15 protein-coding genes are annotated in these 21726 nt (G+C 31.7%); 7 read left to right on the plus strand and 8 right to left on the minus strand.

The annotated features are described in order from the left end of the window. The first annotated feature begins 2 nt into the window (after positions 1–2). A complete protein-coding gene (locus IX290_RS01780) occupies positions 3–1832 on the plus strand; it encodes a hypothetical protein (RefSeq protein ID WP_211491487.1) in 1830 nt (609 codons plus the stop codon). A gap of 3 nt (positions 1833–1835) precedes the next feature. Then, positions 1836–5633 (plus strand): hypothetical protein, encoded by a 3798-nt coding sequence (locus IX290_RS01785; RefSeq protein WP_211491488.1) that lies wholly within the window; start codon positions 1836–1838, stop codon positions 5631–5633. 40 nt (positions 5634–5673) lie between these two features. Here the strand turns inward: IX290_RS01785 and IX290_RS01790 are convergent, their stop codons facing one another. Beyond that, entirely contained in the window at positions 5674–6075 is a 402-nt protein-coding gene (locus tag IX290_RS01790) for a hypothetical protein (protein ID WP_211491489.1), read from the minus strand. A gap of 451 nt (positions 6076–6526) precedes the next feature. Between IX290_RS01790 and lepA the strand changes: the two genes are divergently transcribed. The 5 genes from lepA to IX290_RS01815 all read left to right on the plus strand — a co-directional run bounded on the left by lepA (position 6527) and on the right by IX290_RS01815 (position 14107). Next, positions 6527–8329 (plus strand): translation elongation factor 4, encoded by a 1803-nt coding sequence (lepA, locus tag IX290_RS01795; protein WP_211491490.1) that lies wholly within the window; start codon positions 6527–6529, stop codon positions 8327–8329. Between the two features lie 105 nt (positions 8330–8434). Next, positions 8435–11281 carry an excinuclease ABC subunit UvrA gene (gene uvrA, locus IX290_RS01800; RefSeq protein ID WP_211491491.1) on the plus strand — a complete coding sequence of 949 codons (2847 nt, stop codon included), beginning with the start codon at positions 8435–8437 and terminating at the stop codon, positions 11279–11281. Then, the gene (gene ruvA, locus IX290_RS01805) at positions 11281–11871 is read left to right on the plus strand and encodes a Holliday junction branch migration protein RuvA (RefSeq protein WP_211491492.1); all 591 of its coding nucleotides are present in this window, start codon (positions 11281–11283) and stop codon (positions 11869–11871) included. The genes uvrA and ruvA overlap by 1 nt, the downstream gene beginning before the upstream one ends. A 9-nt stretch (positions 11872–11880) precedes the next feature. Further along, positions 11881–12369: a thioredoxin family protein gene (locus IX290_RS01810; protein WP_211491493.1), complete on the plus strand. Its 489-nt coding sequence runs from the start codon at positions 11881–11883 to the stop codon at positions 12367–12369. A 331-nt stretch (positions 12370–12700) separates the two neighbouring features. Beyond that, positions 12701–14107, plus strand: a complete 1407-nt coding sequence (locus tag IX290_RS01815) for an alanine/glycine:cation symporter family protein (protein ID WP_211491494.1) — start codon at positions 12701–12703, stop codon at positions 14105–14107. 116 nt (positions 14108–14223) lie between these two features. Here the strand turns inward: IX290_RS01815 and nhaC are convergent, their stop codons facing one another. From nhaC to dnaX, 7 genes are all read right to left on the minus strand, one after another. Beyond that, a complete protein-coding gene (gene nhaC, locus IX290_RS01820) occupies positions 14224–15636 on the minus strand; it encodes a Na+/H+ antiporter NhaC (RefSeq protein WP_211491495.1) in 1413 nt (470 codons plus the stop codon). A gap of 142 nt (positions 15637–15778) precedes the next feature. Next, the gene (locus IX290_RS01825; protein WP_211491496.1) at positions 15779–16342 is read right to left on the minus strand and encodes a hypothetical protein; all 564 of its coding nucleotides are present in this window, start codon (positions 16340–16342) and stop codon (positions 15779–15781) included. Between the two features lie 28 nt (positions 16343–16370). Next, positions 16371–17597, minus strand: a complete 1227-nt coding sequence (locus tag IX290_RS01830) for a U32 family peptidase (protein ID WP_211491497.1) — start codon at positions 17595–17597, stop codon at positions 16371–16373. A gap of 18 nt (positions 17598–17615) precedes the next feature. Beyond that, entirely contained in the window at positions 17616–18956 is a 1341-nt protein-coding gene (dnaB, locus tag IX290_RS01835) for a replicative DNA helicase (protein ID WP_211491498.1), read from the minus strand. Between the two features lie 18 nt (positions 18957–18974). Beyond that, positions 18975–19424, minus strand: coding sequence for a 50S ribosomal protein L9 (gene rplI / locus IX290_RS01840; protein WP_211491499.1), 450 nt, complete (start codon positions 19422–19424; stop codon positions 18975–18977). Positions 19425–19439: 15 nt separating this feature from the next. Then, positions 19440–20246 carry a hypothetical protein gene (locus tag IX290_RS01845; RefSeq protein ID WP_211491500.1) on the minus strand — a complete coding sequence of 269 codons (807 nt, stop codon included), beginning with the start codon at positions 20244–20246 and terminating at the stop codon, positions 19440–19442. Positions 20247–20266: 20 nt separating this feature from the next. Next, a complete protein-coding gene (gene dnaX, locus IX290_RS01850; RefSeq protein WP_211491501.1) occupies positions 20267–21721 on the minus strand; it encodes a DNA polymerase III subunit gamma/tau in 1455 nt (484 codons plus the stop codon). Positions 21722–21726: the final 5 nt, after the last annotated feature.

Here is a 21726-nt window from a genome sequence, read left to right on the forward strand (position 1 = left end):
ATATGAATGATTTTATAAAAAAAGAAATTGTAAAAGAAAGAGAAGGGGCAAATATATCCCCAATAAATGTAGATACACAAAGTAGATATTTAATAAATCCTACCAATGCCCCAGGAGTAAGTGTAGGAACAGTTCATCACATGCCAACACATAAAGCAATATGGCTTGATGAGTTAGGGAAAGTAGTAATTGATGCACAAAATTTAAAAGAGCAAAATGAAAGAAATCTTTTAGATATACAGCTAAAAAAAATGGACTTGAAGTTTAGAGAAGACTGGCAAGGAATACATGACAAATATTCTGATAAATACCATGATTATCTATCAGCTTATAATAATCTATGGGCAGAAAAGAAAAAATTAATACTTGATAATAAGTACTTAATGAATGACGAAAAGCAAGAGTATTTACAGAAAAAAGACTTGGAACAATACAAAGGTAGATTAGATATACAGGAAACTAGGGATAAATATTACATTCAAGAGCAAACTGACAACAGTTTAAGTGCTATTGATGAGTATGTAAAAATAGCTGAAACTTATGATAGTAAAGATGATAAAAAAGCTGAGGAAGTATATAAGAGTATAGCAGATACAGCCAATGGGCTAAAAAAACTTACTGGAATGGCTGACGAAAGCTATATAGTACTATTGGGCAAAAAGATTGGTGGTGCAGAAAGTAATAGACTACTAAATGAGATGAGTAAAATACAGGCTGATAATATCCCATTAGCCCAAAAGAAAGCCAAACTTGATAACCTTTATAATTTATTTAGTACCAAAGGAATTGCAGAAACTCAGGCAACAGAAATAGTAGATAAATATTACAAAGGTGATAATAGAGAAAGAGCCATAGAATATATGACCGCTCAGATGCAAGGGAATAACAGGCAAGTAATTAACAGGGCACGTATTGAATTTGGAAGATTAGAGAGAGAGGAAAGGGCAAGAACTAAGTTACAACATGTAGCTAGACAACAACAGGAATATTTGAGAGAAAGACAGATAGAAGATGCTTGGAATAAAAAAGATGCCCTTACTTTATCTGAATTGTATGATGGAAGGACTTCTAAAAATAGACTAAGTATGCAAGAGTTTTTATCTGACCCAAAATATATGGAAAGTGTAACAGATAAACACTGGGACACTTTTGGAGATAGCCAAAATGGAGAAACTTTAAAAATTTTAACTCCATCAGCATTACAAGGATTAAGAAATCAAATGATAAATATTAAAAATAATGGTGGTAGTTTAGCTGACCAATATCAACCTTTATTTGCTTATGCTACTGAATTATCAAATGGAGATGAAGGAAAAAGGAATAATATATTAAAAGATTATGGATTATCTACTGGAATGGATCCAGCTATTATCATAAAAGGCGAAAAAAATCCAGATTATTTTAAATTAGCCCAAACTGTAAATGATGGAGTAGGCTATATTAATAATATTGGAATAGATGAAGGACAAAAAAGAAAAATACTTGATAATAAAGATTTTAAAGAAATAGCAAGTAAATTTGCAGAAAATGGAGTAGTTGGAGAGGCAACCGCATTAAAATATCTTACTGGGATAGCCCTTAAAACTAATAATTTTAGAGAACTAACACAAGACTATTATTATATTATCAAAGATACAGCAAAACAGCTAAATAATAAAAATAAAAATGATTATGATGCTCTACAAAATGATATCAAGATAGTTAGTGAGTTTACATCAAAAAGAACTAATTACAGATATACAAATTTAAAAAATAGAAATATGAAAGAGATTAAACCAGTTGAATATAAATCTGAATTTTTAGACGAACAAAACGAAGTATTCGGAGGGTAAAATATGAATGAAGATAAAGATAAACAATTAACAGCACTAGGACAATTAGGGAATTCAATTTTAAATGGGGCGGACATGTTCGCTTCTAAAATTGATGATATAGGGAGTTTAGCAACTGGCCTTATTTTAATGCCCAGTGAATATCTAGACAAGGATATGAAAAGCGGAGAAGTTACAAAATACCTTAATGAAAATGATGATATAAAAAGAACACTTGTAACTAATATAAGAGATAGAAGAGATGAACTGGATAGATATGCAGAGCAAAACCCAATAAAAGGAAGTGTTGTTAAGATAGCCAGTGGATTTGCTGAACAAACAGTTGACCCACTTCAAATGGGAATGAATATAATGACACAAGGATTTGCAATGAATGCTATTCAAAATACATTAGATTATATCTATGAAGAGACCTCAATAATGGGGAGACAACTAAGTGATTTTGATACAAACGATGCAATCAATATAGGAACTGGTATTGCACTAGCTGGGGTAACATCTAAATTTGAAGCCAAAGATATTGCTAAGCCTTTATACGAGGATATACCTATATCCCAAAAAGGGGTAATGCCAATAAAAACTGAACTACCACAAGAGGATTTGCCTTCCCTTGATAAATTAGCAAAAGTTAATGAACATGAAAACAGGGTGATAGATCATCAAATACTAGCAGATATACAAATAAGACAAGACAATGGCCAAACTTTATCAATACCCAAAGGTAAGAATTTAAGTGTGGACATAGAAAAAACAATTGATGATGGAGTAATCCCAGGATTAAGAAAGTTGTCCAATACACTAACTGATGACCAAATGAATAAAGGGGGTAAATATCAGTATAAATACAGTGATGGAGTAAAAAGCACTGAGGGAGATGCACTTGTAAAAGCAAATATAGTTAGAATTTTAAAACCTATATATACAGAAGTTGAACTTGGAAAAGACCAGGCATTAGGAGAGATAGCCGAGGATTTATCTAAGTATGTTTATAATAAGCCGTACAATGAAATTACACCGCTAACTGATATTATAAGCAATACAATAAAAGATATACAGCCTGATGAATTTGTACGAGTAATACAAGGTAAATCACAAAATGAAAAATATAAGCCTTTACAAGATATACTAAGAAAGTACATTAACGAATATATCAGTCTTAAAAGTGGTATTGATTATACAGGTAAACAAGATGGTTTTTTTCTTGAAACTGTATATAATAAGCAGCACTTAATGGGAGGGATAAGAAATGTTTTGGACGACCCAATCAGTACAAGTGAATTTATAAAAACGCAATTAGCTAATATAGGGCATAAAGTAAAACTGACTGATAATGAAGCAAAAAATATAGGCCTTGCTAAAGGGGGGACTTATAATATTGAGGAAACTCCTCAATTATTGAAGCAATTATATTATGATATAAACTCAACTACAAAAGATGTATCAAAAGGTAATAGAAAAAGCACTGTAAAATTAAGCGAGAATACTTTATTTGATATAGCTTATAAATGGGTAAATATGGATGATAAGGAAAAATATTTGAAATTGCTTAACAAAAAAGAAAAGACACAGCCTGAGCTTGATTTTATAAAAGATTTTCAAAATGAGATGTTAGGAAAATTTGAAAACTTATTTAAAGGACATGAAAGCGACCCTAAAGAAATACTTGAAAGAATTTTTTCAACTGTTGTAGATGAGAGAAGTGGATATAATAAAGTTATGGAAAAGTTTGAAAATTTTACTACTGCTTATAAAACTAACGGAGATGCAACTGATGATATCAGATGGCTTGATTTTACACTAAATAAAAGCATGGCTAGTTCTTTCTTTGGAGAACTTGACAATTTAAGAAGTTTATCAAGTTATAGAGATATCACACCAAAGAAATTTGAAGACTTAAAACTTGATGGAAAGATGATTAAGTTCATGAAGGACCGGTCGGCTTGGAAGTTATTATTTGGATTGAGGCACTTAAGAGAAGCTAGTCCAAATACTGCTCTTGCTAATTCAGGGGCGATAAGATTAGGCTTTGATAGTAAATATAGTTTTTTAAAGGGTAACTATGAAATGGCTAAATTACATTATGAACTTGCTAAAAACTCAAATAAAGCAATAAAAGAAGGTCTATCTAGTATCAGTAATCCAGTAGAAAGATTTGAGGCAGAGATGTATTTAAAAAGAATACTTCAAAATAGATATAAGTTTACTGGCAAGAACATTTTTAAAGGAGTTGAAAAACTTGCTGAAATTGGTGGTAACGGGCAATTAATCTCGGATGTCCACCGTACAGCTATGGCTATGAGATTTACATCAAAAGCGATGTTTGATGAGTTTCCTAAAATGAAATTTGAAAATATGACCCCTGAAATGAGAACAGTACTAAAAAATAGCGGTATAGATGAACTGGCATTACAAAATATACAAAATCAAATAAAAAGTTTTAAAAGCTATGATGCCTTTAATGAGTTTATTATGAACTCAGATATAATAACTGGTGGAAAGCTAAAATCAATATTTGAACAGTTCACCGATATAATGGGAAGAGAATTTGAGCCTTATGATAAAAGATTTGTTTCTATTGATGCAAAAAATCCTCTAATTAATTTATGGCTTGAAAGCAATCTGCTATTTAGAAGATACTCTATGGGGGCTTTTAGTAGGGCTTGGAATAATGTCAGCACTTATTATGATGCTAATGATATTTTAAGAAGTAGATTATCTAACCCTAGAAATATATTAAGAAATGCTAATTTTAAAGGGGGAAAGAATAATTTCGTTAATCTTTCTAAGATGTCGATAGGATTTTGGTTAAGTACCCAATCAATATCATGGCTACACGGAAAAATATCAGGAACAAGTGCAGATGATATAGTTGAAGCAAAATACGAAGCAATAAAAGAAGGAGATATATTACCCATAATTGGTGATGGAGTAAAAGATAGTTTAGTAGATTATAGTGGATTTGATATCATGTTTGGTGGCGCACCTGCTTTTTTTTCAATTATAACGAATAACATTATTACTTCGCAACATGCAGCAACATCTGACAATTTAACATCATCAGAAAAAGTCTTATATGGGCTTGCATATGTATTAGCACCAAGTAATATATCACGTGGGATAGATAATATTAAATTCGGTAGAACTATACCAACAAAAATAAATACTTGGAGTGAAGAGGCTCAATTTCAATGGAAAAAACATAATAGATTAAATGCCCTTCACGAGCAAAAAGATGGAGAATTGCCAATTGAAAAGCTAGTAAAAGAAAGTTATCAATCAATATCAGATTGGACATCTTTTTTCAAGAAAAACCCAGATAAGGCCTATGAAGTTACTAATTTTGACGATGAGAAAGTCAATAAAGATATTGCAGTTGCAACAGCCAGTGGGCTAATGGAAATAGCAGAACAAGGAGTAAGACAAGACCATATAAATTTTGCTTTGTCTCAAGATACAGTTGAAGAGCGAGAACAACAGCTTATTGATTTTGGACTAGACTATAAAACACAATTAAAAAGATTAGATCCTGAAATAAGAGATTTGTTTAACTATGTAATGAGTTTTAAACAGGTAGAAGACCCACACTATTTACTTGTGGCACTGGAAGAGATGACAGAAGCTAAAAATAAAAAAGCTACTTTGAAATCATTTTTAAAGAATGAAGAGTTACCATTATTTGATAATTATGTCAGAAACATAAAGAATAATATAGCTTTAAAGAAAAAAATAGCTAGAAAAGGATACCCAGATAATACAGATGGATATATAGAGTTTTTAAAGGAATTAAGGGCAAATTTTTAAAAAATAAGCATGAAGGAGAGTGAATAACAATCACTCTCCTTTATAATGATTTGTATTTTTTATAACTTTTTTCTTTGAAAAATTGGTATACATAAGCACTAAATAATGGCATGGTAATTATAAATATAAAAAACCTAATCACTTGTGTTATCATTGGAGATGCTTGAATGACAATATTTAGAATGTCATTCAATATCAGCATAGTAAATCTTACACACATAAAATTTAATAAAAAATATAATAATTTATAATCATTATCTCTTAAAAAGTATATTAATATCATGGCTGAAGAAATCATTGTGGGTATTTTCATATATTCAACAGTGAAAAGTTTTCCAGTTATAAAAATAGGTTCTTTAGTCAAGAATGCTAAAAAAATAAAAAGATAAGGGATACCTATACCTGCAATATTGCACCAAAAAACAAATTTATCCATTTTCATATTTTATGCCTCCAAGTTTTTATTTGAATTATATCATAAATAAAGAAGTGCTATCAAGTAAAAAACGACCTCGTAAAAAGCTATTTAACACATTTTATAAGGCATACCCATATAATTATATACCTAAAAAGGGAGCATAAAAACTCCCTTTTATACTAAAATATCAATTTTGATATTTCTTAGTTTTATAGAAAAAAACACATGTAATAAGAAATATTTTATTAAATCATTATGTTCAATTTTTTATAATAACTTAATGAAATAGTCCTCTTTTTTTACTTGAAATTTATTGTAGCTAACATGTAGCTAACATTTACATATTATTATATCATTCAAACACCAGCAATACAGCATTTAAGAAATTAGTGCCACTATTCTCTTTATAGTTGATTTTTTCTGTAATATCTCTTATAATATTATGTGAATATAAATTTGTAAACGGGAGGGAAACATGTTACAAAAGCATAAAAGAAACTTCTCTATTATTGCTCATATAGACCATGGAAAATCTACTATAGCAGATAGATTGTTGGAATTTACAGGTACAGTCTCACAAAGAGAGATGAAGGAGCAATTATTGGATTCCATGGATTTGGAGAGAGAAAAAGGAATAACTATAAAGGCTCATGCAGTTACACTTTATTATAAAGCAAAAGATGGAATAGAATATGAATTAAATCTTATTGATACTCCAGGACACGTTGACTTTATATATGAAGTATCAAGATCCCTTGCAGCATGTGAAGGGGCACTTCTAGTAGTGGACGCTGCACAGGGAGTAGAGGCACAGACACTTGCAAATGTATATCTTGCAATTGATAATGACCTTGAAATTATCCCAGTAATAAATAAAATAGATCTTCCAGCAGCAGATCCTGAAAAAGTAAAACATGAAATTGAAGATGTAATTGGACTGCCTGCAGATGATGCAGTATTATGTTCTGGAAAGACAGGAATTGGAATTGAGGATCTTCTTGAAGAGATAGTAAAGAAAGTTCCAGCACCAAGTTACGATGAAGAAGCTCCTTTAAAAGCTCTTATTTTTGACTCTATATTTGATGATTATAGAGGGGTAATAACATATGTAAAAGTGTTAGATGGAAGTATTAAAAAAGGAGATAAAATCAGAATCTGGTCGACTGAAAAAGACTTTGAAGTATTGGAAGTTGGAGTATTCTCACCTGATATGAAACCTAAAGATGAATTAGGTACTGGATCAGTTGGATATATCATTACAGGGGTTAAAACAATTCATGACACAAGAGTAGGAGATACTGTTACTCATACTGATAATCCTTGTGTATTCCCATTAGCAGGATTTAAACCAGCTCAATCAATGGTATTTGCTGGGGTATATCCATTATTTACAGATGATTATGAAGACTTAAGAGATGCACTTGAAAAACTTCAATTAAATGACGCATCACTTACATTTACACCTGAAACATCTCTTGCATTAGGATTTGGATTCAGATGTGGATTCTTAGGACTTCTTCATATGGAAATTATAGTTGAAAGACTTAGAAGAGAGTATAATATTGACCTTATTTCTACTACCCCATCAGTTGAATACAAAGTTAACATGGACAATGGAACTGTAAAAGTTATAGACAACCCATGTGAATTCCCTGAGCAAGGTAGAGGAAGAATGTCTGTAGAGGAACCATTTATCAGTGCTAAAATAATAGCACCTAAAGATTTCGTAGGAAATGTAATGGAACTTTGTCAGGAAAAAAGAGGAACATTTGTAGGAATGGATTATATTGATGATAATAGATCTCTGCTTACATATGAACTTCCACTTGCTGAAATAGTTATAGATTTCTATGATAAATTGAAATCAAGAACAAAGGGATATGCATCACTTGAATATGAAATGATAGGATATAGAGAATCAGATCTTGTTAAAGTTGATATTTTAGTTTCTGGAAAACCAGTGGATGCTTTCTCATTTATTGCACATAAAGATGGAGCATACTCAAGAGGAAGAGCTATCTGTGAAAAATTAAAAGAGGTTATCCCAAGACAGCAATTTGAAATACCTATTCAAGCGGCTCTTGGAGCTAAAATAATAGCAAGAGAAACAATTAAAGCCTACAGAAAGAACGTTATTGCAAAATGTTATGGTGGAGACATTACAAGAAAGAAAAAACTTCTTGAAAAACAAAAAGAAGGTAAGAAAAGAATGAAGAGTGTAGGAAATGTTGAAATTCCTCAAGAGGCATTCGTATCAGTATTAAAATTAAATGATTAATATAAAGATGTCAGGTACTAGGGTACTTGACATTTTTTTTTAATATTGTCTAAAATAGTGTATAATATGTAAGGAGAGGTTTATAATTAAAGAGGTGTAATACTGATGTTAGAAAAAATAGTAATAAAAGGTGCCAGAGAGCACAATCTAAAGAATATAGATATTGAAATACCTAAGAATAAGTTTGTAGTTATAACAGGAGTAAGTGGAAGTGGAAAGTCTTCTCTTGCTTTTGATACAATCTATTCTGAGGGTCAGAGAAGGTATGTAGAGAGCTTGTCTGCATATGCAAGACAGTTTATCGGTCAGATGACAAAACCTGATGTAGATAGTATAGAGGGGCTTTCACCAGCTATTTCTATAGAGCAGAAGACAACAAATAGAAACCCACGTTCAACTGTTGGAACTATCACTGAGGTATATGATTATATGAGGCTTTTATTTGCTCATATTGGAACAGCACACTGTCCTGTGTGTGGTAAAAAAGTTGAAAAACAAAGTATTGAAGAGATAGCAGATGGAGTCCTTGAAAGATTTAATGACGGGGATAAAATGATGATTCTATCTCCAGTTGCTAAGGATAAAAAAGGGACACATAAGAATCTCTTTTTAAATCTTCTAAAAAAAGGTTATGTAAGAGCAAGAGTAAATGGAGAGATATTATATCTTGAAGATGAGATAGATCTTGATAAAAATAAAAAGCATAATATAGAAGTGGTAATTGATAGACTTGTGTTAAAAAAGGATGACAGTGAATTTGCAAGCAGATTTACTCAGGCAGTTGAAAACTGTTCTGAACTTTCAAGTGGAAAGATTATCATAAATATAAATGGTAAAGACTATCATTTTAATGAAAACTATGCCTGTCCAGACCACGAAGAGGTAAGTATTCCAGAACTTACACCACGTTTATTCTCTTTTAATGCTCCATTTGGTGCATGTCCAGAATGTAATGGGATAGGTAAAAAACTTGAAGTTGATGAAAATAAATTGATACTGGATGAGGAGCTTTCAATTAATGATGGTGGAATGTATATACCAGGTGCTTCTACAAGGAAAGGGTATAGCTGGGAGATATTTAAGGCTATGGCTGGAGTATTTAAAATAGACCTGGATAAACCTGTGAAAGATTTGAGTAAAAAAGAGATGGATATTATTTTCTATGGAGCTCCTGGAAAATTCAGATTTGACTATACAGGAAGTGATTTTAAATTTCATGGTTATAAAGAGTATGAAGGAGCTGTAAAAAACCTTGAAAGAAGGTACTATGAGACTTTTTCTGATGCTCAAAAAGAAGAGATTGAAAATAAGTATATGATTGAAAGGATATGTAAAGTCTGTGGTGGAAAAAGACTTAGAAAAGAGGTCCTTGCAGTAACTGTGGGAGATAAAAATATTATGGAGATATGTGATATGAGCATAAAGGATGCATTGGCATTTTTTAATGCTTTGACACTTACTCCAAAACAGGAACATATTGCAAAAGAGATTTTAAAAGAGATAAGAGAAAGACTTACATTTATGATCAATGTAGGACTTGACTATCTGAGTTTAGGACGTGAGACTAAGACTCTTTCTGGAGGAGAATCACAGCGTATAAGACTTGCAACTCAGATAGGATCAGGGCTTACAGGGGTATTATATGTACTTGATGAACCAAGTATTGGACTTCATCAAAAGGATAATGACAAACTTCTTGCTACACTTGGAAGATTGAAAGACCTGGGAAATACTCTTATTGTAGTAGAACATGATGAAGATACTATGAAACAGGCTGATGAGATAATTGATTTGGGACCTGGTGCAGGAGAGTTTGGAGGAGAGATTGTAGCTTATGGTACTCCTCAGGAGATAATGAAAAATAAAAACTCTCTTACTGGGCAGTACTTAAAAGGAAAGCTGAAAATTGAGATTCCTGAAAATAGGAGAAAATGGAAAGAGACTATAAAAATATGTGGTGCTAAGGGAAACAATCTTAAAAATATAGGTGTAGAGATACCGTTAGGAGTTATGACTGTTGTTACTGGAGTAAGTGGAAGTGGCAAATCAACACTTATCAACCATACTCTTTATCCGGCACTTTTTAACAAACTTAATAAGGGAAAACTGTATCCTTTAGAATACAAAGAGATTATAGGAATTGAAAAGCTTGAAAAGGTAATAAATATAGACCAGAGTCCTATTGGTAGAACTCCTAGATCTAACCCAGCTACATATACAAAGTTATTTGATGATATAAGAACTCTATTTGCAGAGACTAAAGATGCAAAGATGCATGGTTATAATAAAGGAAGATTCTCATTTAATGTAAAAGGTGGTAGATGTGAGGCATGTCAAGGTGCTGGAATAATTAAAATAGAGATGAACTTCCTTCCAGACGTCTATGTAGAGTGTGAAGTATGTAAGGGAAAAAGATATAATAAAGAGACTTTAGGAGTATATTATAAGGGTAAAAATATATCAGATGTCTTGAATATGAGTGTAAGAGAGGCTTATGATTTCTTTAAAAATATACCATCTCTTGAGAGAAAACTTAAGGTTTTGGTAGATGTAGGACTTGATTATATAAAACTTGGTCAACCAGCAACTACACTTTCAGGAGGAGAGGCTCAGAGGATAAAACTTGCAACAGAGCTTTCTAAGATGACTAAAGGAAAGACAATATATATACTTGATGAACCTACTACAGGTCTTCATTTTGAGGACATAAGAAAGCTTTTAGAGGTGTTAAATAGACTTGTGGATAAGGGAAATACAGTAGTTATTATAGAGCACAATTTAGATGTAATAAAGACTGCAGATCACATTATAGATATAGGTCCTGATGGAGGAGATAGAGGAGGAACTATTGTTGGATGCGGTACTCCTGAAGAGATTGCAAAATTAAAGAATAGCTATACAGGAAAATATATAGGAAAAATACTAAAAGAGAATGAAAAGAGGAGTAAATAATGTTTGAATATTTAAAAGGAAAGATTGAGTACAAAAAAGGAGATTATGTAGCTTTAGATGTAAATGGAATAGGATACAGAATAAATATATCTTTAAGAGTTTATGATGAAGTAAAAACTGGAGATACAGTAAAATTCTTTATCTATAACTATATAAGAGAGGATACATATAAGCTTATTGGATTTTTACATGAAAGAGAAAGAAAGGCATTTGAACTTCTCTTAGGAGTAAAAGGGATTGGTATGTCCCTTGCACTCTCTGTAATGTCTACTTTTGATGTAGATACACTGTCTACGCTTATTGTAAATGAGGACTATAAGACTTTAAAAAGAGTGCCAAAGCTAGGAGAAAAGAAGGCTCACCAAGTTATACTGGACTTAAAAGGAAAAGTTAAAAAATTAGGTGGATTATTTGATCAGGATAATGATATAATAAATACACTTGCTATAGAAGATGAGCTTTATGATGCACTTGAAAGCCTTGGATATAGCAAAAAAGAGATAGATTCTTTAGTTTCTAAAGAGGAACTTTTAACATTTAAAAATGTTGAAGAGGCTATCAAAGCTGTATTAAAAAAAGTAAGATATTAGGAGGGAAATATGGAATTCAAAGAGTTATTTGAAACTGGAATGAGCTATGGGACTTTTTTAAGTATTGGAAGTGAAAGTGAAGTTGCTAAAATAAGAGAGATTACTAAAAATCTTGAACTGAGTGAGGAACATATAAAAGCTTTAAAAGCTATTGATAAGAGAGTAAATCTGTTATTGAGTGCTGAATCATGGTGTCCATATGTAAGAGCTACAGTTCCTGTTCTTGCAAGAATTTCTCAGATAAATGAAAAGATAAGATTGGGAATAATTACTCAGGGAAGAGGAATAATGTTTTTAGCAGATAAACTTGGAATAGAAGAGGATGATTATGTAATTCCTACTTTAGCAATATTAGATGCTGATTACAATCTTATAAATAAATATGTTGGAAAACCAGAAAAATATGAAAATATAGGATTTGAAAATGTAAGCAGAGAGTTCTTTAAAGGGTTTAAAGCTGATGATATTGTTGAGGAATTATTAAGAAAAATAGGATAGATATAGTAATCTTTAAGAGAGAATCAATCTTGGATATGTTTTTCTAGATTGATTCTTTTTATATTTTTAATTAAATTAATATATGAATTGTTTTTATATTATTTTTATATATTTCAGTATAGTTAAATATATATAGTATATATAGAAGTATACAAAATATGAATGAAGAAACCGCTTAAAATAGCGATATTTATTTGACATTGTATTAGAAAAGCAGTACTATTATTAGTAATAAGATATAAAGTCAATACAAAACATACTCAAATACATCAGTTGTTTTGCTGGCTTTTTATTTTAAACAATAAAACCAGGGAACAGAAGGGGGAAAATTATGCAGTTTATTAATACGTTAAATGGCTTCCTATGGTCATATGTACTAATTGGATTGTTACTAGCATCAGGAATTTACTACACAGTAAGAAGTGGTTTCGCTCAGTTCAGATTATTTGGTAATACTATTAAACTTATTTTAGGTAAGGCTCCAGCTATGAGAGATGGACAGACAGCTACTGGAAATCAGGTTTCAGCTTTCCAGGCATTCTGTATCAGTATTTCATCGCACGTTGGAACTGGTAACCTTGCAGGAGTTGCTATTGCAGTTGTTCTTGGAGGACCTGGAGCACTGTTTTGGATGTGGATTACAGCTCTGATAGGTTGTGCAACAAGTTTGATAGAAAATACTTTGGCTCAAGTTTATAAAGAAAAAGAACCAGATGGATCATTTAAAGGTGGTCCAGCATATTATATGTCAAAAGCTTTAGGTTGGACAACAATGGGTAAAATATTCTCATTCATAGTTGTATTCACTTTCGCATTTGCATTTAATACTGTTCAAGCTAATACAATAGCTCAGGCTCTTGAAGGAACATTCAACCTTGATAGTTCAATAGGTGGAATAATAATAGCTATATTAACTGGTCTTGTAATATTTGGTGGATTAAAGAGAATAGCTCATTTCTCATCACTTATAGTTCCAGTAATGGCAATTGGATATGTTGTTGTTGCAATATTAGTTCTTGCTATGAATATCACTCATATACCAGCTCTAATAGTTTTAATTGTTAAGAGCGCTTTTGGTATGGACGCTGTATTAGGTGGAGCAATGGGTGTTGCAATGCTTCAAGGGGTAAAAAGAGGACTATATTCAAACGAAGCTGGTATGGGATCTGCTCCAAACGCAGCTGCTACTTCAAATGTTTCTCACCCAGTAAAACAAGGTTTAATGCAAGCATTTGGTGTATTCGTTGATACTATATTAATATGTAGTGCTACTGGATTTATAGTTTTATTACTACCTAACTATGCTAATGCAGGTGAAACAGGAATAAAATTAACTCAAATAGCTCTATCACATGAAGTTGGAATGTGGGGAAATCCATTTATCACAGTATGTATTTTCCTATTTGCATTCAGTTCACTAATTGGTAACTACTATTACGGTGAAACAAACTTATCATTCCTTCTTGGAGATAATAAGATATACATGGCTATATTTAGAATTCTATGCGTTATAACTGTTTATATCGGTTGTGTTGCTGAATTATCAGACGTATGGGATGTTGCAGACTTAAGCATGGGTACAATGGCAATTATGAATATTGTAACTATTGCAATATTGTCGCCTAAAGCCTTCCTTGTTATAAAAGACTATATAAGACAGAGAAAAGAAGGAAAGAACCCTGTATTCCATGTAAAAGATACTCCTACTATTGTGAATACAGAAGCTTGGGACGACTAGTTCGTGAACATAAAATAAACTTCTATTGAAAACGGGCCGGTTATACCGGTCTGTTTTCATAAATATATATAATAAAAAGCTGTCAGAAAATTATCTGGCAGCTTTTTGCGTTTATATTAATTATTATTGCTGTTATCTTTATTTCCTTCAGGATTTAACTTCTCTATAGTTATTCCTGTGAAGCCGTAAAATAGTGAAATTAGAGGAGATGTAAGATTGAATAGACAGTAAGGCACATATACCCACGGTCCCACTCCTAAGGCCCCCATCATGAAAGCTCCGCATGTGTTCCATGGAATAAGTGGAGATGACATGGTTCCTGAATCTTCCAATGCTCTTGAAAGATTTTTAGGTGCAAGTCCTCTTTTTTCATAGCTTTCTTTAAACATTCTTCCTGGAATAACTATTGATAGATACTGGTCTCCAGCTACTGAGTTTATAAAAATTGGAGTTAAAATTGTTGCAAATATAAGTTTTCCTGTAGTATTTGCAAATTTCAGTATCTGATCAGCTATACATCCAAGCATTCCTGATTTTTCCATTATTCCACCAAAAGTCATAGCACAAAGAATAATAGATACTGTCCACATCATTGAGTTAAGTCCACCTCTATTTAGAAGTTCATCAACCATTGCGTTGCCAGTACTTCCACTATAACCATAGTGAAGAGAATATAGGGCAGTTTTTAGTGTAGCTCCCTGGAATAGTACTGCTACTGCTGCTCCTAAAAGTGATCCTACAAATAGTCCTGGAATAGCTGGAACTTTCATCACAACCATTCCAATGACGAATACAGGTATCAATAGAAGAAATGGATTAATATTAAATGATCCTGAAAGAGCATCTAATATAGAATTAATCTGAGCTGTATCAACCTCTCCGCCATTTGTATGCCTTATACTTAAAATTATAAAACCAATTAAAGTTATTATATAAGATGGTATTGTTGAATAAAGCATATGTTTTATATGATCGAATAAAGTTGCCCCTGCCATTGCTGGAGCTAAAGTAGTCGTATCAGACATTGGGGATAGTTTATCTCCAAAATATGCTCCTGAAATGATAGCACCTGCTATCATGGGTCTTGGAAGTCCTAAACCTTCACCTATTCCCACAAGAGCAATTCCAACTGTAGAAGCAGTACTCCACGAACTTCCTGTTGAAATTGAAACAATAGAACAAATTATAACCGCAACTGGTAAAAAGACCATTGGGTTAATAATTTTTAAACCATAGTATATCATAGAAGGAACAATTCCTGATAAAATCCAACTACCGATAACCATTCCTATTATCATTAGAATAAGAATAGCCCTCATAGACATCTTTATCGTCTCTACTATGCCGTCTTCTAATTCATCCCATGTTGCATATCTACATACTAATGCAACAAAACCAGCAAATATTGCTGAAATAAAAATTGGTATATGTACTTCTAGTTTAGCTATCTGTACAGAATAAAAAAGTATTGCAACCAGAAATATTACTGGTAACAAAGCACAAGAAAGGGATACTTGTCTCTTTTTCATCTCTCTTCTATCAACTCCTTTGTTTGTGTAAGATAATTTATTTTTTTGTAACAACTTACTATACTTTACATATGTTAAAAAGTCAATTGTTTTTTATTAAAATATCGTTAAAAATTTAAGCAGCCATAAAGGCTGCTCAATGTCAGTTTAATATGCTTCTATTTTCCTTTATCCATTCTATGAGCTTTGGATAAGTTTTTATAATTGATTCCATATATTTTTTCTGAGCAACATAGTTGTCAGGATACAATTCTTCAGCACTTTCTTTATAAAGATTTAGCACTTCTTTTGGAACAATATTTGTATTCTCTATTGTAGAGGAAAGTTCTCTTTTAGCCTCTTCATTTACACTTGCATCAGGTTTTCCAGCTGCAACACTTTCATTTACTCTTCTTACCAATTCTTTATAGTCATTTATTTCATCATCTACAACTTGTAACTGTTTTCTGTAATTGCTTCCATACATCTGGTGAAGTCTGTTCATAATTCTTCTGTATTCATTAGCTGGAAGGTCAGATTCTTCTCCAATTTTTTCAAGTTTTAGGTATGCTCTTTTTTGCCACATGATATAACGATTTCTTTCAGATCCAGACATAGATCTTGCACTTTTAGTAAGTTCTTTATCAACTTCTTCTGGAACTTCTAGCTGTGCAGCTAAAAGTGCTGAACTCAGTAGTAAACATCCTGCTATAATTTGTAATTTCATATATTTCCCCCTACAAATAAATTATAAATTAAATTCTTTTTCTTAGCATATCCAACTCTTCAAGATTTTCATCAAGTTTTATTTTAACAAATGAGTTTGGATTTGCTGATTCTATCTGTTCTACCTCTTTTGTAAGATCTTTATTAAGCAATGTCATAGGTGGAAGAGTAATCTCTCTTGTGCTTATTCCAGGGCTTACAACTTCCAATTTTTCTCCAACAAATAGCTTGTTTCTAATAGCAAGTATATACTCATTTGGTGAAAGTTTCTTCTCAACTTTTGCAACCAATTGGTGAGATTGACTATAAGAGTTTCTATCATTATAGTTTTGTCCTTCTGCTCCAGGTCTTCCCATATAGAATCCAGTAGTGTATGATCTATGAGATACTGATTCCAGCTCTTCTAACCATTTAGGATTATATTTATAGTTTCCAGAGTAATAACTGTCTATTGCATCTCTATATACTTTTACACAGTTTGCAACATAGTATATACCTTTCATTCTTCCTTCAATCTTTAAAGAATCTACACCTAAATCAAGAATTTTATCTAAGAATTCAATACAGCAAAGATCTTTTGAGTTGAAGATATATGTTCCATGGTCATCTTCAAATATAGGCATATATTCTCCAGGTCTTGTCTCTTCTACAATATTGTATTTCCATCTGCAAGATTGAGCACAGTCTCCTCTGTTAGCATCTCTTCCAGTCATATAGTTGCTAAGTAAGCATCTTCCTGAAATAGACATACACATAGCACCATGTACAAATACTTCCAATTCAATATCTGGTACTTTAGCTCTTATTTCAGCGATATCTTCAAGTGTAAGTTCTCTAGCAAGAACTACTCTTCTTGCTCCAAGATCTTTCCACATTTTTACTGAACGCCAGTTAGTGTTACTTGCCTGTGTACTAACACTTATAGAAAGATTTGTATTTTCTTTTACTATTTGGAATACTCCAAGGTCAGCAACTATAACACCATCTACTCCAATTTTTTCTAAAAATTTTACATAATCAGGCAATAAATCAAGTTCATTGTTGTGAGGAATTACATTTAATGTAACATATACTTTTTTTCCTCTTTCATGTGCATAATTTACTGCATATTCTAATTCTTCATCAGAAAGATTGTTGCTTCCTGCTCTAAGGTTGAACATCTTTCCTCCTAAGAATACTGCATCTGCTCCATAATGAAGAGCCATTTTAAATTTCTCCATGTTTCCAACTGGAGCTAATAATTCTACTTTTTTCATTTAATCATCCTTCCTAAATTAATCAACCATTGTAGTAAAGCCTTCAAATTTGGTGTATTCGTGGAAATATCTAAGTTTAACTGTTCCAACGGGTCCATTTCTCTGTTTACCAATGATTACTTCTGTTATACCTTTATCTTCAGACTCTTCATTGTAATAATCATCTCTGTAAAGGAATATAACCATATCTGCGTCTTGTTCTATGGCTCCAGACTCTCTTAAGTCTGAAAGCATAGGTCTTCTATCAGCTCTCATTTCTGGGGCTCTCGAAAGCTGTGAAAGAGCAATTATAGGTATATCAAGTTCTCTTGCAATACCCTTTAATGCTCTTGATATTTCAGAAATTTCCTGTTGTCTGCTATCTCCCTTGCTACTGCTTCCTCTTATAAGTTGCAGATAGTCAATTATTATCATATCAAGTTTTCCAGCAGCTTTAAGTCTTCTGGCAATAGCTCTTATCTCAAGAACATTGACATTGGGCAAATCGGCAATATTTATTTCAGAGTTAGATAATTTCATACTTGCAAGTCCTAACTTTCCCCAATCATCAGGATCTAAAAATCCATTTCTAATCTTTTGCAAAGCGATTCCAGCTTCAATAGCTAAAAGTCTTTGCAACAATTGTGAACTAGACATCTCAAGACTGAAAAGAAGAACAGCTTTTTCACTTTTCATAGCTGCATTTAAAGCGATGTTAAGTGCAAAGGCTGTTTTTCCCATAGCTGGTCTTGCGGCCAATATTATAAGGTCAGATTCGTGAAATCCACTGGTCATCTGGTCAAAATCAGAATAACCACTTGAGATTCCAGTGGCTACTCCTTTATTTTGATATACTTTTTCAAGTCTTACAAACTCCTGAGCAATAACATCTTTTAAGCTGACAAGATCTTTATTGTCTGCATTTTCTGAAATCTTAAATATAAGTCCTTCAGCTTTATCCAGGATGTTATCTACTTCTTCATATCCTTCATATGCAAGTTCAACAATTTTAGTTCCAACTTCTCCAAGCTTTCTTAATGTTGCCTTCTCTTTTACTATTTTAGCATATTCCATAACGTTTGCTGCAGTAGGGACCTCTGTAATTATTTCATAAAGAAGCTGATCCCCAATTATCTCATCAAATTTTTCATTTTTTTTGAGTTTATTAGCAACAACTACAGCATCGATTTTAGTTCCGCTATTATAGACATCACGCATAGCTTCATATATAAGAGCATGGGCATTTTTATAGAAGTCTGCAGGACTAAGCATTCCTACAATATCACCAAAGGCATCTGGCCGTAAGAATATTCCTCCTAGAACTGATCTCTCAGCCTCTATACTGCTTGGAATTCTTTTTAAATCTTCTATATTTGGCATATTGAACTCCTTAATTTACTATTGAGCTACAGCGATTATTTTTACCTCAGCTTTAACATCTGTGTGAAGTTTTACAGTAGCTACGTGGTCACCTAATGATTTTATATTGCAATCAATTTTTTTTCTGTCAATTTTAATATTGAAAGAATATTCAATTGCAGCAGCAACCTCTTTATTTGTAATAGCTCCAAATAATTTTCCATTGTCTCCTGTTTTAACAGGTACTTCAATTTTTCTGCTTTCTAATATTTTTTTAACTTCTTCAGCTTTAACTTTTTCTTCAGCTTCTCTTTTAGCTGCTTTTTTCTTTCTATTTTCTATTTTTTTCATTTCTTCTGGTGTTGCAATTATACCTTTATTATTTTTAACAATAAAGTTGTGTGCATATCCGTCAGATACAGATATTACGTCTCCTTTTCTTCCTTGTCCTGCAACATCTTCTGTTAAGATAACTTGTACTTTTGCCATATTTTTGTCCTCCAATTATTTTATGTTTTTTTGTGGTTTTTTAAGAAAAAATCCTCCAAGTACTCCAATTATAAATGAAGCAAATGGGAATGATAATGCAAGTCCAAATGAGACAAAGTTATTTAAAAATCTAAATTTTACAAACTTTGTTAAAAAACTGTAAACTGTTTTTACTCCAAAGAATATAAAAATAACCTGTCCAATTTGTAATAAATTATGTGTATAAAAATTCTCAAGTTTGAAAATATGGATGAGAAAGAATGGCACAATGTATAAAAGAAGCCACTCAAAAGATACATCCCATTTTTTATAATTATCTACATCTACTGAGATATACATAAAAAATACAGATATCATAGCGTAGTCAAATAGATAATAAAGAGAATTATTTTTAATATAAGTTATAAACTGTCTTGTTTCAATAGAATCAAAATCCAGATATTTACTGTAAAATTCAGTAAACACTGCATCAAAGTTAATATCTATATGTGTAACAAGGGTATATAGAAATACTCCCATTAATACTGTTACTGCTAATGACGTAATAATAATCCTATCAAATTGCTTAGTATTAGGTCTCAAATAATTGAAGTAGTGATAAAGTGCTTCAATTAATATAAAGAACATGAGATAGACTCCTAAAAGGATAGGGTCTATAATTCCAATTATTACCATAGCTAAAATATTAACTATTAGTTTTGATTTAAATGTCATATTTTTCATTTTTTTTATTTTATATACTGGCAATAAAAAACCTGTAATTGGCAGTAATAAGGATAAAATAAATAATATAACTATTGTAAAAGTATTTAATAAAAACATTGTTTCCTCCTAAGTGTTTATTATACCATGATTTCTCCACCGAAAAAATCAACTATTTTTTTAGTAAAGTCACTATTGTCATCTTCAGTTGCTTTTTTCTTCCCAACAGTTATATATTTTATCTTAATTTTAGGATTAACTAATTTTTTTACAACTTCTAAGAAAACTTCGTGATACATTTTATTTTCCATCTGTTCCTTACAGAAAGTGCTCTCTGGATTAAACCCAATATAGAGAGTATCACCTTCAACTTTATAAGGTTTAGCAGCAATTAAGAAAGCTCCTAAAGTAATCTTCTCTTTTTTTGCTTCTTTAACAATGTCATTCCATTTTCTAGAAATTTGCTCTAAAGTGACACCTTCTAAAGAATCAGATGGTGCAGGTGAAGCGGCTTTAACAGGTTGTGCTTCAACATGCTTTTCTACTATTTTTTCAATAACTTTTTCAGCAACAGGCTGAGTTGATTTTAAAAGATTATCAATAATTACATATCCAACAAGTCTTTTATCTTCCTCATATTTAAACTTGCTAAGAGATGTAAATATATTATCAATTATCGATAATCCCTCTTTTATATCAAGCTGATTTTTTGACATAAGATTTTTACAATATTTTGCAAAATCTTTAAAAAAGTCCTCTATTTCAATTGATTCATTCCAATAGTTGTCTAAAGTTTTAACTAAAGCAACATAATCTCTTTTTTGGACTTTTTCTAAAAAGTCTTTCATCTGTTTGACAGGGGTAACACCTAATACAGTTTCACATTTTTCCACTGTGATTTTTTCATTGAGACATGTTACCATCAATCTTTCTAAAATTGATATGGCATCTCTCATACTTCCCCCAGAGTTTTCATATATTATTTCAAAAATATCATCTTCAGTGTCAATCTTTTCCTGTTCACAAATATATTTAAGTTTTTCTTTCATCTCTTCCATAGAAAGAGCTTTAAAATCATATCTTTGACATCTTGATACTATTGTTGGAAGAATTTTGTCCACTTCAGTAGTAGCAAGAATAAAGATAACATGTTCAGGAGGTTCTTCTAAGGTCTTCAAAAGAGCATTAAAAGCTTCCTTTGTAAGCATATGAACCTCGTCTATTATGTATATTTTTTTACGTCCTTTAACAGGCTGATAATTTATCTTTTCTTTAAGCTGTCTTATCTCGTCAATACCTCTATTTGAAGCTGCGTCAATCTCTATCATATCCATAAAGGTACCATTGTTTATTGCAAGACAGTTTTCACACTTGTTGCATGGCTCATCTGTCACTTCACTTTCAAGACAGTTTACCCCTTTTGCAATAAGTCTTGCAAGAGTAGTCTTTCCAACTCCTCTAGGTCCTGTAAAAAGATAAGCATGGGATGTTTTTCCATTTTTAAGAGAGTTTTTAATAGTTCTAACTATCTCTTTTTGACCAGCCATCTCTTCAAAGTTTTTAGGACGGTATTTTCTATATAAAGTTATATGCATATTTC

The organism is Fusobacterium sp. DD2 (assembly GCF_018205345.1).
In the GTDB taxonomy this organism is placed as follows: Bacteria; Fusobacteriota; Fusobacteriia; order Fusobacteriales; family Fusobacteriaceae; genus Fusobacterium_A.

Excerpts from the sequence above, each read along its gene's own strand:
- IX290_RS01780 (WP_211491487.1), top strand. The coding sequence starts at position 3 with ATGAATGATTTTATAAAAAAAGAAATTGTAAAAGAAAGAGAAGGGGCA.
- IX290_RS01785 (WP_211491488.1), top strand. The coding sequence starts at position 1,836 with ATGAATGAAGATAAAGATAAACAATTAACAGCACTAGGACAATTAGGG.
- IX290_RS01790 (WP_211491489.1), bottom strand. The coding sequence starts at position 6,075 with ATGAAAATGGATAAATTTGTTTTTTGGTGCAATATTGCAGGTATAGGT.
- lepA (WP_211491490.1), top strand. The coding sequence starts at position 6,527 with ATGTTACAAAAGCATAAAAGAAACTTCTCTATTATTGCTCATATAGAC.
- uvrA (WP_211491491.1), top strand. The coding sequence starts at position 8,435 with ATGTTAGAAAAAATAGTAATAAAAGGTGCCAGAGAGCACAATCTAAAG.
- ruvA (WP_211491492.1), top strand. The coding sequence starts at position 11,281 with ATGTTTGAATATTTAAAAGGAAAGATTGAGTACAAAAAAGGAGATTAT.
- IX290_RS01810 (WP_211491493.1), top strand. The coding sequence starts at position 11,881 with ATGGAATTCAAAGAGTTATTTGAAACTGGAATGAGCTATGGGACTTTT.
- IX290_RS01815 (WP_211491494.1), top strand. The coding sequence starts at position 12,701 with ATGCAGTTTATTAATACGTTAAATGGCTTCCTATGGTCATATGTACTA.
- nhaC (WP_211491495.1), bottom strand. The coding sequence starts at position 15,636 with ATGAAAAAGAGACAAGTATCCCTTTCTTGTGCTTTGTTACCAGTAATA.
- IX290_RS01825 (WP_211491496.1), bottom strand. The coding sequence starts at position 16,342 with ATGAAATTACAAATTATAGCAGGATGTTTACTACTGAGTTCAGCACTT.
- IX290_RS01830 (WP_211491497.1), bottom strand. The coding sequence starts at position 17,597 with ATGAAAAAAGTAGAATTATTAGCTCCAGTTGGAAACATGGAGAAATTT.
- dnaB (WP_211491498.1), bottom strand. The coding sequence starts at position 18,956 with ATGCCAAATATAGAAGATTTAAAAAGAATTCCAAGCAGTATAGAGGCT.
- rplI (WP_211491499.1), bottom strand. The coding sequence starts at position 19,424 with ATGGCAAAAGTACAAGTTATCTTAACAGAAGATGTTGCAGGACAAGGA.
- IX290_RS01845 (WP_211491500.1), bottom strand. The coding sequence starts at position 20,246 with ATGTTTTTATTAAATACTTTTACAATAGTTATATTATTTATTTTATCC.
- dnaX (WP_211491501.1), bottom strand. The coding sequence starts at position 21,721 with ATGCATATAACTTTATATAGAAAATACCGTCCTAAAAACTTTGAAGAG.